The sequence below is a fragment of the Burkholderia sp. Bp8963 genome (genome assembly GCF_003854275.1).
Classification (GTDB): Bacteria; Pseudomonadota; Gammaproteobacteria; order Burkholderiales; family Burkholderiaceae; genus Burkholderia.
Map to the genome: position 1 here is coordinate 1 of NZ_QTQP01000053.1, position 15123 is coordinate 15123.

Sequence of the window (15123 nt, forward strand, 5' to 3'; positions counted from 1 at the left end):
ACACGCCGATCGCTTCCTTCGTCACGACGATGCGTTTGTCGTTCGCCGGCGTCGGGATCGTGTCGCCGTACACGCGCTTGCCTTCTTCCGCGAACCACTCGAGGAACGACGCCGCGTAGCCGATCTCGCCCTTCGCTTCGGCCAGCGACTTGCCTTGCTCGGTCGTCAGGATCAGCGCGAGGTCGTCGGCGTTTTCCATCATCAGGTCGTGCCACTTGCGCAGGATCGCCGCGCGCTCCTTCGCGGTCTTCTTGCGCCATGCCGGCCACGCGGCGTTCGCGGCGTCGATCGCCTGGCGCGTCTCGGCCGCGCCCATCGCCGGCACCGTGCCGACCAGGCCGCCCGTCGCCGGGTTGCGGACTTCGAACGTCTCGCCGTTCGCTGCGCCTTGCCATGCGCCATTGACGTAAGCCTGCTGACGGAACAGCGAAGGATCCTTCAGTGCAAGGGTTTCTTGAACAGTGCTCATGATGGTGCCTGTTTTGCAGATGCGAAGGCCGCCGCGGCCCGGATGGACGGCGGCGGCGCGGATCAGTTGACTGGAGCTCAGGCCGGCACGCCGACCGTTTCCTTCAGCACTTCCTCGAGGATCACGAGCGCTTCGTCGAACACGGCTTGCGTAATCGTCAGCGGGAACAGGAAGCGCACGACGTTCGAGTACACGCCGCACACGAGCAGCAGCAGGCCGCGCTCGAGCGCACGCGCCTGCACGCGCTTCGTGAACTCGGCGTCCGGTTCGCCCGTGCCCGGCTTCAGGAACTCGACCGCGATCATTGCACCCGGGCCGCGCACGTCGGCGATCTGCGGCACGTCGGCCTGCAGCGCGTTCAGCTTCGCCTTCAGCACGTCGCCGAGCTGCGTTGCGCGGTCGCACAGCTTCTCTTCGTCGATGATCTCGAGCACCGCGTGCGCCGACGCGACCGCGAGCGGGTTGCCCGCGTACGTGCCGCCGAGGCCGCCCGGGGCTGCCGCGTCCATCACGTCCGCACGGCCGACGACGCCCGACAGCGGCATGCCGCCCGCGAGGCTCTTCGCCATCGTGATCAGGTCGGCCAGCACGTCGTAGTGCTGCATCGCGAACAGCTTGCCGGTACGCGCGAAGCCGGTCTGGACTTCGTCGGCGATCAGCAGGATGCCGTGCTCGTTACAGATCTTGCGCAGCGCGCGCACGAACTCGGCCGGCGCCGGGTTGAAGCCGCCTTCGCCCTGCACCGGTTCGAAGATGATCGCGGCGACGCGCTTCGGATCGATGTCGGCCTTGAACAGCATCTCGATCGCCTTGATCGAGTCGGCGGTCGACACGCCGTGCAGCGCATTCGGGTACGGCGCGTGGAACACGTCGCCCGGGAACGGGCCAAAGTTCAGCTTGTACGGTGCGACCTTGCCGGTCAGCGCCATGCCCATCATCGTGCGGCCGTGGAAGCCGCCCGAGAACGCGATGACGCCCGGACGGCCGGTCGCGGCACGCGCGATCTTGATCGCGTTTTCGACGGCTTCGGCGCCGGTCGTGAAGAACGCGGTCTTCTTCGGGAAATCGCCCGGCGCGCGTGCGTTGATCTTCTCGGCCAGCTCGACGTACGACGCGTACGGAACGATCTGGTAGGCCGTGTGCGTGAAGTTGTTCAGCTGGTCGGCGATCGCCTTGACGATCTTCGGGTGGCGGTGGCCCGTGTTCAGCACCGCGATGCCGGCGGCGAAATCGATGAAACGGCGGCCTTCGACGTCCCACAGCTCGGCGTTCTCGGCACGGGCTGCGTAGAAATCGCACATCACGCCGACGCCGCGCGGGGTTGCGGCGTTCTTGCGGGCATGCAGGTCGGCATTCTTCACGGTCATCTCCTTGATGTTCTTTCCAGTGGGTAGAAAATCGGGCGCCTGGGCAGCCCATGGAGGCGACTATAATCACATTTGGCTCTGACAATCAGAGCCATTTCAATAAATAGTTAGGAGCCAATCATGCGGGCAAGCGTGTTGTCGGACTGGCTGGCGCAGCGCCTCGTGCGCGGCGGCGCGCAGCCGATCTACCGGCAGCTGCATCGACTGCTGCAGCAGGCGATCCTGTCGCGCGAGCTGCCCGCTGGCACGCGCGTGCCGTCGTCGCGGCTGCTCGCGGCCGAGCTCGGGATCGCACGCAACACGGTCACGCAGGTTTACGAACAGCTTGCGCTCGAGGGCTATGTGAATTCGGCGACCGGGCGCGGCACCTTCGTCGCCGACAGTGCGCCGGACGAGATCGTCGGTGCGCCGCCCGATCCGGCGGTCGTCAGCCCGGTGCTCGTGCAGCCGTCCGCACGGCGATTGTCCGCGCGCGGCGCGCGGCTCGTCGACGGCGCCGGCGTATCGAAGCGTCAGGGCGGTGCGTTCATGCCGGGCGTGCCCGATGTGTCACGATTTCCGGCGCGCGTGTGGACGCGGCTGCACAACAAGTATTGGCGGCGCCTGCGTCCGGACCTGCTGACCTATGCGCCGGGCGGCGGGCTCGCGCTGCTGCGCGAGGCGCTGGCCGACTACCTGCGCACGTCGCGCTCGGTGCGCTGCACGCCCGAGCAGATCGTGATCACGACCGGCATTCATCAGTCGATCGACCTCGCGGTGCGGCTGCTGACCGATCCGGGCGACGCGATCTGGACCGAGGATCCGTGCTACTGGGGCGTGCGCAGCGTGCTGAACGTGTCGGGGCTGACCACGCGGCCGATTCCGGTCGACGACGAAGGGATCGTGCCGTCGGCCGCCGATCTCGCCGCGCCGCCGAAGCTGATGCTCGTCACGCCGTCGCACCAGTATCCGCTCGGGATGGTGATGAGCCTCGCGCGTCGGCGGATGCTGCTCGAATACGCGCGCCAGCACGGCTGCTGGATCATCGAGGACGACTACGACAGCGAATTCCGCTACGGCAGCCGCCCGCTCGCGTCGCTGCAGGGGCTCGACACAGCCGGGCAGGTGATCTATGTCGGCAGTTTCGGCAAGACGCTGTTCCCGGGGCTGCGGGTCGGCTATCTCGTCGCGCCCGAGGCGCTCGCGGAAAGCTTCGCGACCGCAAGCGCGGAGCTGTATCGCGAAGGTCAGCTGCTGCAGCAGGCCGTGCTCGCGGAATTCATCGCGGAAGGGCACTTCGTGTCGCACATCCGCAAGATGCGCACGCTGTACGGGCAGCGCCGCGAGGTGCTGCTCGACGCGGTCGCGCAACGCTACGGCGACACGCTGCAGGCGCTCGGCAGCGATGCCGGGCTGCATCTCGTCACGCGGCTGCCGGACGGCGTCGACGATCGCGCCGTCGCGCAGGCCGCACTCGCGCGCAATATCGTCGTGCGGCCGCTGTCGGGCTATTACGCGGATCGCGAACGCGCGTCGTCGGGGTTGCTGCTCGGCTATGCGTGCGTGCCGGAGGACGAGATCGCGCCGGCGTTCGCGAAGCTCGCGGAGGCGATCGACGAGCGGGCGTTCGGCAGCGCGGGTGTCATCGCTGCTTGACGGTGGCGGCGGCACCGGCGCGGCTCGCGGCGGCCGGTCTCCGATCCATGCCGCTACGTCGGCATGGCTGTGCGCGACAGCGAGCGCAACGGCGACCCGGCCGAGGTAGCGCGATCACAGCCTGATCATCGCCGCACCTGCGACGACCAGCGCGCACGCGACGAGCCGCTGCGCGCCGGGCCGCTCGCGCATCGCGAACCAGCCGATCGCGACCGCGAAGATCGAGCTCGTCTCGCGCAGCGCCGACACGGTCGCGACCGGCAGGTGCCGGTACGCGACGACGACGATTCCGTACGCGACGAGCGAGATCGTGCCGGCCACGATGCCCTGGCGGACCGCGCCGCGTGCGCCGAACACGGCGCGCGGGCCGCCGCGCACCGCGCAGACGAGCACGATCTGCGGCACGCTCCACAGCAGGTACACCCACGCGACATAGCCGAGCGCGTTGCCGGCGACGCGCGCGCCGATGCCGTCGCAGACCGAATACGCGGCGATGAACACGCCGGTGAGCAGCGCGTACGGCACGCTTTCGCCGGAGAACCTGAAGCCGCGCCGCAGCGCGAGCGACATGATCCCGAACGACACGAGCACGATGCCCGCGAAGCCGAACGGCGTCGGCTGCTCGTGCAGGATCGCGAACGCGAGCACCGCCACGAGCAGTGGCGACAGGCCGCGCGCGATCGGGTAGATCTGGCCGAATTCGCCGCTGCGATATGCGCGCGCGAGCGTGAAGCAGTACGCGACTTCGAGCGCGGCGGACGCGGCGATGTATGGCCACGCGGCGGGCTCGGGCGCCGGCAGCAGCGCCGCGCCGGCGACGCCGAACGCGAAATACGGCAACGACATCGTGCCGAGCTGCGCGAGCCGGTCCTCGCTGACGTGCAGGAAAGCGTTCCAGACGGCGTGCAGCAGCGCCGAGCACAGCACGAGGCCGATGAACAGGTGATCCATGAGAGATGGCCGGCGAGGGGGCGGATGGAGGCAGCGCCGTCATTATGTGGGCGGCCGGCACGCGGACGCGGAATTGTCGATAATAGAACGTTGTTATTCACCGGATGCCGACGATGAACGAAGCCCCCCAGACCCCACCCGCCGCTCCACGCCTCACGAGCCTGTCGCACGGAGGCGGCTGCGGCTGCAAGATCGCGCCCGGCGTGCTGTCCGAGCTGCTGAAGCGCGCGACGCCGCCCGCGCTGTTCCCGGATCTGCTCGTCGGCACCGAAACCGCCGACGATGCCGCGGTCTACCGCTTGAACGACGAGCAGGCGATCGTCGCGACCACCGATTTCTTCATGCCGATCGTCGACGATCCGTTCGACTTCGGCCGCATCGCGGCGACCAACGCGCTGTCCGACGTCTACGCGATGGGCGGCAGGCCGCTGTTCGCGCTCGCGCTGGTCGGCATGCCGATCAACGTGCTGCCGCACGAGACGATCGCCGCCGTGCTGCGCGGCGGCGAATCCGTGTGCGCGGACGCCGGGATTCCGGTCGCGGGCGGCCATTCGATCGACTCGGTCGAGCCGATCTACGGGCTTGCCGCGATCGGCGTCGTGCATCCGTCGCGCGTGAAGCGCAACGCGGCCGCGCGCGCGGGCGACGTGCTCGTGCTCGGCAAGCCGCTCGGCGTCGGCGTGCTGTCCGCGGCGCTGAAGAAGAACCAGCTCGACGACGCCGGCTATGCGCAGATGATCGCGACGACGACCAAGCTGAACCGGCCGGGCACCGAGCTCGCCGCGCTGCCGGGCGTGCACGCGCTGACCGACGTGACGGGCTTCGGCCTGCTCGGCCATGCGCTGGAGCTCGCGCGCGGCGCGGGGCTGACCGCGCGCGTGAGCTATGCGGCGCTGCCGTGGCTCGCGGGCGTCGAGGCGTTCGCGGAGGCCGGCGTGTTCACGGGCGCGTCGGGGCGCAACTGGGCCGCGTACGGCGCGGACGTGCGGCTCGGCGACGCGCTGCCGCCGGTCGCGCAGGCGCTGCTGACCGATCCACAGACGTCCGGCGGCCTGCTCGTCGCATGTTCGCCCGATACGGTCGACGACGTGCTCGCGTGCTTCCGCGCGGATGGCTTCGATCGTGCGGCGGTGATCGGCGAGATGACGGACGGGCCGGCTCGCGTCGATGTCGTCTGACACGCATTTTTGCGTTCGCTAGAATCGGCGTTTTCTATCGAAGACGTCGATTCCCGATGAACGATTTCCTGTTCGGGCTGATGATCGCGCTGTCGGTCGGGCCCGTCGCGTTGATGATCGCGAACTACGGCATGCGGGCGGGCACCACGAGCGGTGTGCGCGCGGCGGTCGGCGTCGCGACGGCCGACGGCTGCTATGCGGTCGTCGCGTTCACGATCGGCGCGATGCTCGCGAGCACGCTCGCGTCGCACCTGTCGCTGTTCCGTGTCGTCGGCGCGCTCGTGCTGCTCGCAATGGGCGCGCGGATGATGTGGCAGGCGCTGCGCGACCGCCGCCGCACGCTCGACGGCGACACACCGCCGCCCGGCAGCCGCCCGTTCACGTCGATGTTCTTCGTCACGCTCGCGAATCCCCTCACGATCCTGCTGTTCTACGGCTACGCGACGGCCGCCGCCGCCGGGCATCGGCACTGGCTGCTCGGCGCCGCGAGCGTGTTCGCGGGCAGCCTCACGGGCCAGCTCGTGTTCGCGTTCGGCGGCAGCGCGATCGGCCGCCTCGTCAAGTCGCCAGGGTTGCTCGCCGCGAGCCACGTCGTCGCGGCGCTCGTCGTGCTGGGGTACGGCGTCGCGGGGCTCGCGCGGCTGTAGCCGGTTGCGCGAGCGCGGCGGACGTGCGGTGCATGGCGCCCGGCGAGCCGAGCGCCCGGAGCGACCAGCCGCGAGCCGTGCGCCATACATCGCACGCAACAGCATAGTATTCCTGACGTTCTCGCCAACGCATCCAAACCGCAACCGGAACTGTCCTGCCCGCGTTACCTGTGCCCGCCGTCGTCGACGCCGTGCGCATGCCGCGCATCGTACGCATCGCAAATGAGTTCCGTATCGGGCAAAGACCGTTTTATACTCCGACGCGCAGTCTCCGAGAGTCGTTCTCACCCAACATCATTTACACAAGGAACGCCGATGCTGACTCGCTCCATTCTTTCCGCCGCCGCATTCTCGCTCGCGGCCTGCGCGACCGCACCGTCGATCGCGCAGGACAACGCAGGCGATGCGTCCGGCGACACCGGTGCACAGGGCCGCCCGGTCAAGGTCATGATTGTCACGATGTTCGGGCCGGAAGGCCAGGCCTGGCTCGACCGTCTCGGCCCGTGGCGCGACGTGACGGTGCCGGGCCTGTCGCCCGATTACCCGGCCGTCCACTGCAACAAGCAGGACGTGTGCGTGATCACGACCGGCATGGGCTATGCGAATGCCGCGGCGTCGATCATGGCGCTGACGTTCTCGCCGCGCTTCGATCTGCGCCACACGTATTTCCTGATCTCCGGCATCGCGGGCGTCGACCCCGCGCAAGGGACGGTGGGCTCCGCCGCGTGGGCGAACTATCTCGTCGATTTCGGCCTGCAATGGGAGCTCGATGCGCGCGAGATTCCCGCCGGCTGGAACACCGGCTATCTCGGCATCAACACGAAGAGCCCGACCGACAAGCCGCCGCTCGACTACCGTACCGAAGTGTTCCAGCTGAACCCGCAACTGGCGGACGCCGCGTATGCGCTGTCGCGCAACGTCGCGCTCGCCGACAGCACGCAGGCGCAGGCCGCACGCGCGAAATTCGGCTACGCGCCGGCGAACCAGCTGCCGTCGGTGATTCGCTGCGACACGTCGTCGGGCAACACGTGGTTCTCCGGCACGCTGCTCGGCGAGCGCGCGCGGCAGTGGACGAAGATCCTGACGGACGGCAAGGGCACCTATTGCATGACCGCACAGGAAGACAACGCGTCGTTCGAGGCGCTGAAGCGCGCGGCGAGCGTGAAGCGGGTCGACCTGTCGCGCGTCGCGGTGCTGCGCACGGGCTCCGACTTCGACCGGCCGTATCAAGGCCAGACGAGCGCCGACAACCTGCTGAACTACGCGGACCAGGGCGGCTTCGCCCCGGCGACCGAGAACCTGTACCGCGCGGGCAATCCGCTCGTGCAGGACATCGTCACGCACTGGGGCGAATGGCGCGGCGGGGTGCCGCGCCGCTGACGGATCGTCAGTGCGACTGCGGAGACGAGCGGAAAGGCGTCCACACCGGCGTATCGCTGTTCCAGTGATCGAGCGGGGAGGGCAGTTGATCGTTCATGATGCGAAGCTCCTGCAACTAGCTGACTGACTGATGAGATTCACGACGCCGCGCGCGGGGCGACCCGACGCGCGGCGTTGTCCATTTACCGGCCCGCGCCCGCGAGCTGGTTGCCTTCCGGCGTCGGGCGATAGGGGCGCGGCACGAGGTCGAGCCCTTGCGCGTACGACGTGGCCTTGCGCAGATACGCGACGGTGCCTTCGTGTTGCGCCTGTTCCAGCTCCGCGCGCACTTCGGCGCGGGTGCGGGGCGCGTTGCTTTGCGTGTACCACGACGTATTGCCGTAATCGCCGGCGTGGCCCGTGTTGGTGTCGGCGAAGGCCGGCGCGGACACGGCGAGTGCGAGGGCGAGAGCGGAGAGCAGACTGCGGCGTTTCATGATGGAACTCCTGTCGACCAGCGTTGGCGCTTCAGCGGTTCGTCGATCGGAGCGAGTGCGTTGGCACTTGCTCCGGTCCCGCGTTGCGCGCGTTGGTCTCATGCAAAGTGATCGATTCGGTGCGCGATGCGTTGCGCGACGGGATCAACTGTATGAGCGGAGGTCCCGGCGATAAATGCGCCGCGGGTGAATTGAATTGTCGCGATGCAGGAACAATCACCATCCGCCATGCCGGCAGGGGCATCGTTCGTGACCGCGGCGAGCGTTATGTGGCGCGGGTTTGCGCGTGCTGCGACGCTGCATCGTCACGCATCGCATGCGTGCGTGCGCGATTATGTCGATGCGCGGAAAGGTGTACTGCGAAATCCGGAAGGCCGGTGAGCGGGGGACGAACGCGCGAAGAAAGTGCGACGAACGCGCGAAGAATGCGCGGCGGGATGTCGATGCGCCAGCCGTGCGGCCGGCGCGTGTTGGTTCAGAAGATCAGGCAACCCACTCGTTGACCACCGGCGTGTCGAGCACCGGCGCGCGCTCCGCTTCCTCGAACGTGCGCTTGCTGCAGGTCGCGTCGAGGCTGCCCTTGCCGCTCAGCAGCGGGCAGCGGTCGAACACCTCGGCGATCCAGTCGACGAACACGCGCACCTTCGGCGACAGATGGCGGCTGTGCGGATAGACGACCGAGATCGGCATCGGCAGCGGCTTGTAGCCGGGCAGCACTTCCTTCAGCCGGCCGTCGCGCAGATACGGCAGCACCATGAACAGCGGCGGCTGGACCAGCCCGAACCCTTCGAGCCCGCACGTCACGTACGCATCCGCATCGTTCACCGACACGACCGCGTCCATCTTGATCTCGACTTCCTTGTCGTCGATCAGGAACGTCCAGTCGAGCGTGCGCCCGGTGCGGCTCGAGAAGTAGTTGACGGCCTTGTGCTGGCTCAGGTCCTCGATCGACTGCGGCTCGCCGTGCTTCTCGAGATACGCGGGCGACGCGACCGTCACGCATTCGAACAGGCCGATGCGGCGCGCGACGAGCGACGAATCCTGCAACGCGCCGACCCGGATCACACAGTCGACGCCTTCCTGCAGCAGGTCGACCGGACGATCCGACAGCCCGAGCTGCAGGTCGATGTCCGGATAGCGCGAATGGAATTCGCACAGCGAAGGGATCACGAGCAGCCGTCCGATCGAGCCCGGCATGTCGATACGCAACTTTCCGTGCGGCTTGCGATTGTTGTTCTGGAAGCTCGCCTCGGTTTCCTCGACGTCCGCGAGAATCCGCACGCAACGTTCGTAGTACGCGGCGCCGTCGGGCGTCAGCGACAGCCGGCGCGTGGTCCGGTGCATCAGCCGCACGCCGAGGAATGCCTCGAGATTCTGGATGATCGTCGTGACGGATGCGCGCGGCAGGCTGAGCGTTTCCGCCGCCTTGGTGAAGCTGTTCGTGTCGACGACGCGAGTAAACACCTGCATGGCCTGAAGCCGGTCCATCACAACCTCCGTACTTATCTGGGCAGACGGAACAAAGAGGCCGCGTCGCCTTGTAAGCGCCGCAGCCTCTGATTGTTCGGGGTCGTTGAATTGTGTTGCCGGATTATAGGCATTTATCCCGATGTCTGCCGGACCCAGAATTCGTTCCATCTCGAAATGGATGACGCATCGTCATGGACGCTTCTGAATTCAGCAAATTCCTGAAAGCCGCGCTGCCGGTCGAAGCCAGTGCCGGCGGGGCTCTGACGGTCACCGAGGTGGAAATTCCCGGCTACGCGCAGGACATCGTGCTGCGGCTCTATCGCCGCCCGGACAAGACCGGATTGCCGGTAGTGCTTTATTTCCACGGCGGCGGCTTCGTGCGCGGCACGCTCGACGATGCCGATTTCGCCGCGCGTTTTTTAGCAGAACGCTTACCGGCTCTCGTAGTCTCGGTCGATTATTCGCTCGCGCCGGCCTATCCGTTTCCGGCTGCGCCGGAGGACGCGTATCGCGCAGCCGTGTGGGCGACCACGCGGGCGCGCGCGTTCGGCGGCAACCCGAAGAAGATCGGCGTTGCGGGCCACGATGCGGGCGGCCAGCTCGCGAACTGCCTCGCGTTCATCGCGCGCGACCGCGGCGAGGTGCCGATCGCCGCGCAGGCGCTGTTCGGCCCGATGCTCGACCCGAGCATGACGCGCATCGGCGACGCGGAGCGCCTTGCGTCCGACATTACCGCAAGGGAATGCGCGGCGTGCTACCGCGCGTACCTGCCGCAGGCCTCGCAGCGCATGCACCCGTATGCGGCGCCGCTCGAGTCGATGCGCCTCGCGGGCCTGCCGCCGACGCTGGTCGTCACCGCGCAGAACGACGTGCTGCACGTCGAGGCGGAGAAGTACGCGGGCTGCCTGATCTCGTCCGGGGTGCTCACGCAGGTGATCCGCTACCCGGACGTCACGCATGCGGCGCTCGCGACGCACGAGGCGGCCTTCGAAGAAGCCGTGCGCTTCTTCCAGTGCCGCTTCCAGGCGCGCCAGCCGAACCGAATCGCGAATTGAACTGAATAACCAATCCAATCCACGCTCACTGGAGATCTACATGGCCATCCTACGCACCCCTCGTTCCCGGATCGCGGTTGCCGCGATCGCGACGCTCGCCGTCGTCGGGCTGGGCACGTTCGGCGCGATGCGCGTCAGCGCGAGCGCACCGGAGAAGCAGGCGGCGCCGCTGCCTGAAGTCGACGTCGCGACCGTCGTGCCGCAGACCGTGACCGACTGGCAGGCCTATTCGGGCCGCCTCGAAGCCGTCGAGAAGGTCGACGTGCGCCCGCAGGTGTCCGGCACGATCGTGTCGGTGAACTTCAAGGACGGCGCGCTCGTGAAGAAAGGCGACGTGCTGTTCGTGATCGATCCGCGCCCGTACCAGGCGGAAACCGACCGTGCGGCCGCGCAGCTCGCAGCCGCGCAGGCGCGCAACGGCTACGCGCAGAGCGACTGGCAGCGCGCGCAGCGGCTGATCGGCGACAACGCGATCGCGAAACGCGATTACGACGAGAAGCAGAACTCGGCGCGCGAGGCGACCGCGAACCTGAAGGCTGCCGAGGCCGCGCTCGAGACCGCGCGCATCAACCTCGGCTATACGCGGATCGTCGCGCCGGTGGCGGGCCGCGTGTCGCGCGCGGAGATCACGGTCGGCAACGTCGTGTCCGCGGGCGCGTCGGCCGCGCCGCTGACGACGCTCGTGTCGGTGTCGCCGATCTATGCGTCGTTCGATGCGGACGAGCAGACCTACCTGCAATACATCAGCGGCGCGCGCGACGGCCGCAAGGTGCCGGTCGAGCTCGGCCTCGCTAACGAATCGGGCTATTCGCGGAGCGGCACGATCGACTCGGTCGACAACCGGCTCGACACGTCGTCCGGCACGATCCGTGTGCGCGCGCGCTTCGACAACGCGGACGGTTCGCTCGTCCCGGGCCTCTACGCACGCGTGAAGGTCGGCGGCAGCGCGCCGCACCCGGCACTGCTCGTCGACGATGCGGCGATCAACACCGACCAGGACAAGAAGTTCGTGTTCGTCGTCGACCAGCAGGGCCGCGTGTCTTACCGCGAAGTGCAGCAGGGGATGCAGCATGGCAACCAGCGCGTGATCGTCAACGGCCTCGCCGCCGGCGACCGCGTGATCGTGAACGGCACGCAGCGTGTGCGGCCGGGCGAGCAGGTGAAGCCGCACATGGTGCCGATGACGGGCGGAGATGCACCGTCGGCGCCGCTTGCGGACAACGCGAAGCCCGCTGCACCGGCGAAGGCGGATTCGTAAGCGGCGCAACCGCTGCGAATTCGCGTTCAACCAGACAGAGCCATCCATGAACATATCCAAATTCTTTATCGACCGGCCGATCTTCGCAGGAGTCCTATCGGTGATCATCCTGCTGGGCGGGGTGATCGCGATGTTCCTGCTGCCGATTTCGGAGTACCCGGAAGTCGTGCCGCCGTCGGTGATCGTCAAGGCGCAGTATCCGGGCGCGAACCCGAAGGTGATCGCCGAAGCGGTCGCGTCGCCGCTCGAGGAACAGATCAACGGCGTCGAGGACATGCTGTACATGCAGTCGCAGGCGAACAGCGACGGCAACATGACGATCACCGTCACGTTCAAGCTCGGCACCGATCCGGACAAGGCCACGCAGCTCGTGCAGAACCGTGTGAACCAGGCGCTGCCGCGTCTGCCGGAAGACGTGCAGCGGCTCGGCATCACGACGGTGAAGAGCTCGCCGACGCTGACGATGGTCGTGCACCTGATCTCGCCGGACAACCGGTACGACATGACGTATCTGCGCAACTACGCGCTGATCAACGTGAAGGACCGGCTGTCGCGCATCCAGGGTGTCGGCCAGGTGCAGCTGTGGGGTTCGGGCGACTACGCGATGCGCGTGTGGCTCGATCCGCAGAAGGTCGCGCAGCGCGGCCTGACCGCGAACGACGTCGTGCAGGCGATCCGCGAGCAGAACGTGCAGGTCGCGGCCGGCGTGATCGGCGCGTCGCCGTCGCTGCCGGGCACGCCGCTGCAGTTGTCGGTGAACGCGCGCGGCCGCCTGCAGAACGAGGACGAATTCGGCGACATCGTCGTGAAGACCGCGCCGGACGGCGCCGTCACGCGCGTGCGCGACATCGCGCGCGTCGAGCTCGACGCGTCCGAGTACGGCCTGCGCTCGCTGCTCGACAACAAGCCGGCGGTCGCGATGGCGATCAACCAGTCGCCGGGCGCGAACTCGCTCGCGATCTCGGACGAAGTGCGCAAGACGATGGCCGAGCTGAAGCAGGACATGCCGGCGGGCGTCGACTACAAGATCGTCTACGACCCGACGCAGTTCGTGCGTTCGTCGATCAAGGCGGTGATCCATACGCTGCTCGAAGCGATCGCGCTGGTCGTGATCGTCGTGATCGTATTCCTGCAGACCTGGCGCGCGTCGCTGATTCCGCTGATCGCGGTGCCGGTGTCGATCATCGGCACGTTCTCGCTGCTGCTCGGCTTCGGCTATTCGATCAACGCGCTGTCGCTGTTCGGGATGGTGCTCGCGATCGGTATCGTGGTCGACGACGCGATCGTCGTGGTCGAGAACGTCGAGCGCAACATCGAGAGCGGGATGACCGCACGGCAGGCGACCTACAAGGCGATGCAGGAAGTGAGCGGGCCGATCATCGCGATCGCGCTCACGCTCGTCGCCGTGTTCGTGCCGCTCGCGTTCATGTCGGGCCTGACGGGCCAGTTCTACAAGCAGTTCGCGATGACGATCGCGATCTCGACGGTGATCTCCGCGTTCAACTCGCTGACGCTGTCGCCGGCGCTGTCCGCGATCCTGCTGAAGGGCCACGGCGACAAGGAGGACTGGCTGACGCGCGTGATGAACCGTGTACTCGGCGGCTTCTTCAGGCGCTTCAACAAGGTGTTCCATCGCGGCGCGGAACACTACGGCCACGGCGTGCGCGGCGTGCTGTCGCGCAAGGCGGTGATGCTCGGCGTGTACATCGTGCTCGTCTGCGCGACCGTGCTCGTGTCGAAGGTCGTGCCGGGCGGCTTCGTGCCCGCGCAGGACAAGGAATACCTGATCGCGTTCGCGCAGTTGCCGAACGGCGCGTCGCTCGACCGCACCGAGAAGGTGATCCGCGACATGGGCTCGATCGCGCTGAAGCAGCCGGGCGTCGAGAGCGCGGTCGCGTTCCCGGGCCTGTCGGTGAACGGCTTCACGAACAGCTCGAGCGCGGGCATCGTGTTCGTCACGCTGAAGCCGTTCTCGGAGCGGCACGGCAAGGCACTGTCGGCCGGCGCGATCGCAGGTGCGCTGAACCAGCAGTACGGCGCGATCAAGGATTCGTTCGTCGCGGTGTTCCCGCCGCCGCCGGTGCTCGGCCTCGGCACGCTCGGCGGCTTCAAGATGCAGATCGAGGATCGCGGCGCGGTTGGCTACGCGCGGCTCGCGGATGCGACCAACGACTTCATCAAGCGCGCGCAGCAGGCGCCGGAACTCGGCCCGCTGTTCACGAGCTACCAGATCAACGTGCCGCAGCTCAACGTCGATCTGGACCGCGTGAAGGCGAAGCAGCTCGGCGTGCCCGTCACCGACGTGTTCAACACGATGCAGGTGTACCTCGGCTCGCTGTATGTGAACGACTTCAACCGCTTCGGCCGCGTGTACCAGGTGCGCGTGCAGGCGGATGCGCCGTTCCGCCAGCGCGCGGACGACATCCTGCAGCTGAAGACGCGCAACGACAAGGGCGAGATGGTGCCGCTGTCGTCGCTCGTCACCGTGACGCCGACGTTCGGCCCCGAGATGGTGGTGCGCTACAACGGCTACACGGCGGCCGACATCAACGGTGGCCCGGCGCCCGGCTTCTCGTCGGGGCAGGCGCAGGCGGCAGTCGAGCGGATCGCGCACGAGACGCTGCCGCGTGGCGTGCGGTTCGAATGGACCGACCTCACGTACCAGCAGATCATCGCGGGCAACGCGGCGTTCTGGGTGTTCCCGATCAGCGTGCTGCTCGTGTTCCTCGTGCTCGCCGCGCTGTATGAAAGCCTGACGCTGCCGCTCGCGGTGATCCTGATCGTGCCGATGAGCATTCTGTCGGCGCTGACGGGCGTATGGCTCACGCAGGGCGACAACAACATCTTCACGCAGATCGGCCTGATGGTGCTGGTCGGGTTGTCGGCGAAGAACGCGATCCTGATCGTCGAATTCGCGCGCGAACTCGAGCATGACGGCAAGACGCCGCTCGAGGCCGCGATCGAGGCGAGCCGGCTGCGGCTGCGGCCGATCCTGATGACGTCGATCGCGTTCATCATGGGGGTCGTGCCGCTCGTCACGTCGACCGGCGCGGGTGCCGAGATGCGGTATGCGATGGGGGTTGCGGTGTTCTTCGGGATGCTCGGCGTGACGCTGTTCGGGTTGATGCTGACGCCGGTGTTCTATGTCGTGCTGCGCACGCTCGCGGGCGGCAAGATCCACGTCGCCGGCAAGGATTCGGCCGGCTATGGCGTACCGGCTCCGGATGCTTGAGGACA

The 15123-nt window shown here is 67.6% G+C and carries 12 protein-coding genes; 7 read left to right on the plus strand and 5 right to left on the minus strand.

All coding sequences use genetic code 11. The features are described 5' to 3' along the window. The coding region (locus DID96_RS30580; RefSeq protein ID WP_124602959.1) for an aldehyde dehydrogenase family protein at positions 1-469 on the minus strand (469 nt) is incomplete at its 3' end. A gap of 77 nt (positions 470-546) precedes the next feature. Further along, a complete protein-coding gene (locus DID96_RS30585) occupies positions 547-1830 on the minus strand; it encodes a 4-aminobutyrate--2-oxoglutarate transaminase (RefSeq protein ID WP_124602960.1) in 1284 nt (427 codons plus the stop codon). A 126-nt stretch (positions 1831-1956) separates the two neighbouring features. Between DID96_RS30585 and DID96_RS30590 the strand changes: the two genes are divergently transcribed. Further along, entirely contained in the window at positions 1957-3471 is a 1515-nt protein-coding gene (locus DID96_RS30590) for a PLP-dependent aminotransferase family protein (RefSeq protein ID WP_124602961.1), read from the plus strand. 114 nt (positions 3472-3585) lie between these two features. Here the strand turns inward: DID96_RS30590 and DID96_RS30595 are convergent, their stop codons facing one another. Next, positions 3586-4422: a DMT family transporter gene (locus tag DID96_RS30595; RefSeq protein ID WP_124602962.1), complete on the minus strand. Its 837-nt coding sequence runs from the start codon at positions 4420-4422 to the stop codon at positions 3586-3588. A gap of 113 nt (positions 4423-4535) precedes the next feature. Between DID96_RS30595 and selD the strand changes: the two genes are divergently transcribed. The 3 genes from selD to DID96_RS30610 all read left to right on the plus strand — a co-directional run bounded on the left by selD (position 4536) and on the right by DID96_RS30610 (position 7627). Continuing rightward, the gene (gene selD / locus DID96_RS30600) at positions 4536-5600 is read left to right on the plus strand and encodes a selenide, water dikinase SelD (RefSeq protein ID WP_124602963.1); all 1065 of its coding nucleotides are present in this window, start codon (positions 4536-4538) and stop codon (positions 5598-5600) included. A 56-nt stretch (positions 5601-5656) separates the two neighbouring features. Then, complete coding sequence (locus DID96_RS30605; RefSeq protein WP_124602964.1) at positions 5657-6247, plus strand: LysE family translocator; 591 nt, start codon at positions 5657-5659, stop codon at positions 6245-6247. A gap of 315 nt (positions 6248-6562) precedes the next feature. Next, complete coding sequence (locus DID96_RS30610; RefSeq protein WP_124602965.1) at positions 6563-7627, plus strand: purine nucleoside permease; 1065 nt, start codon at positions 6563-6565, stop codon at positions 7625-7627. 182 nt (positions 7628-7809) lie between these two features. On the opposite strand, the gene DID96_RS30615 is transcribed toward DID96_RS30610, so the two are convergent. Further along, positions 7810-8103: a DUF4148 domain-containing protein gene (locus DID96_RS30615; protein ID WP_124602966.1), complete on the minus strand. Its 294-nt coding sequence runs from the start codon at positions 8101-8103 to the stop codon at positions 7810-7812. Between the two features lie 483 nt (positions 8104-8586). Then, a complete protein-coding gene (gene ceoR / locus DID96_RS30620) occupies positions 8587-9591 on the minus strand; it encodes a putative multidrug efflux transcriptional regulator CeoR (RefSeq protein ID WP_124602967.1) in 1005 nt (334 codons plus the stop codon). Positions 9592-9764: 173 nt separating this feature from the next. On the opposite strand from ceoR, the gene DID96_RS30625 reads away from it, so the two are divergent. The 3 genes from DID96_RS30625 to ceoB are packed head-to-tail and all read left to right on the plus strand — an operon-like array spanning position 9765 to position 15118. Next, positions 9765-10628 (plus strand): alpha/beta hydrolase, encoded by an 864-nt coding sequence (locus DID96_RS30625; protein ID WP_124602968.1) that lies wholly within the window; start codon positions 9765-9767, stop codon positions 10626-10628. A gap of 40 nt (positions 10629-10668) precedes the next feature. Continuing rightward, on the plus strand, positions 10669-11886 hold the full coding sequence (locus DID96_RS30630; protein ID WP_124602969.1) for an efflux RND transporter periplasmic adaptor subunit: 1218 nt from the start codon (positions 10669-10671) through the stop codon (positions 11884-11886). Between the two features lie 46 nt (positions 11887-11932). Next, positions 11933-15118 carry a multidrug efflux RND transporter permease subunit CeoB gene (ceoB, locus tag DID96_RS30635; protein WP_124602970.1) on the plus strand — a complete coding sequence of 1062 codons (3186 nt, stop codon included), beginning with the start codon at positions 11933-11935 and terminating at the stop codon, positions 15116-15118. Positions 15119-15123 lie beyond the last annotated feature (5 nt).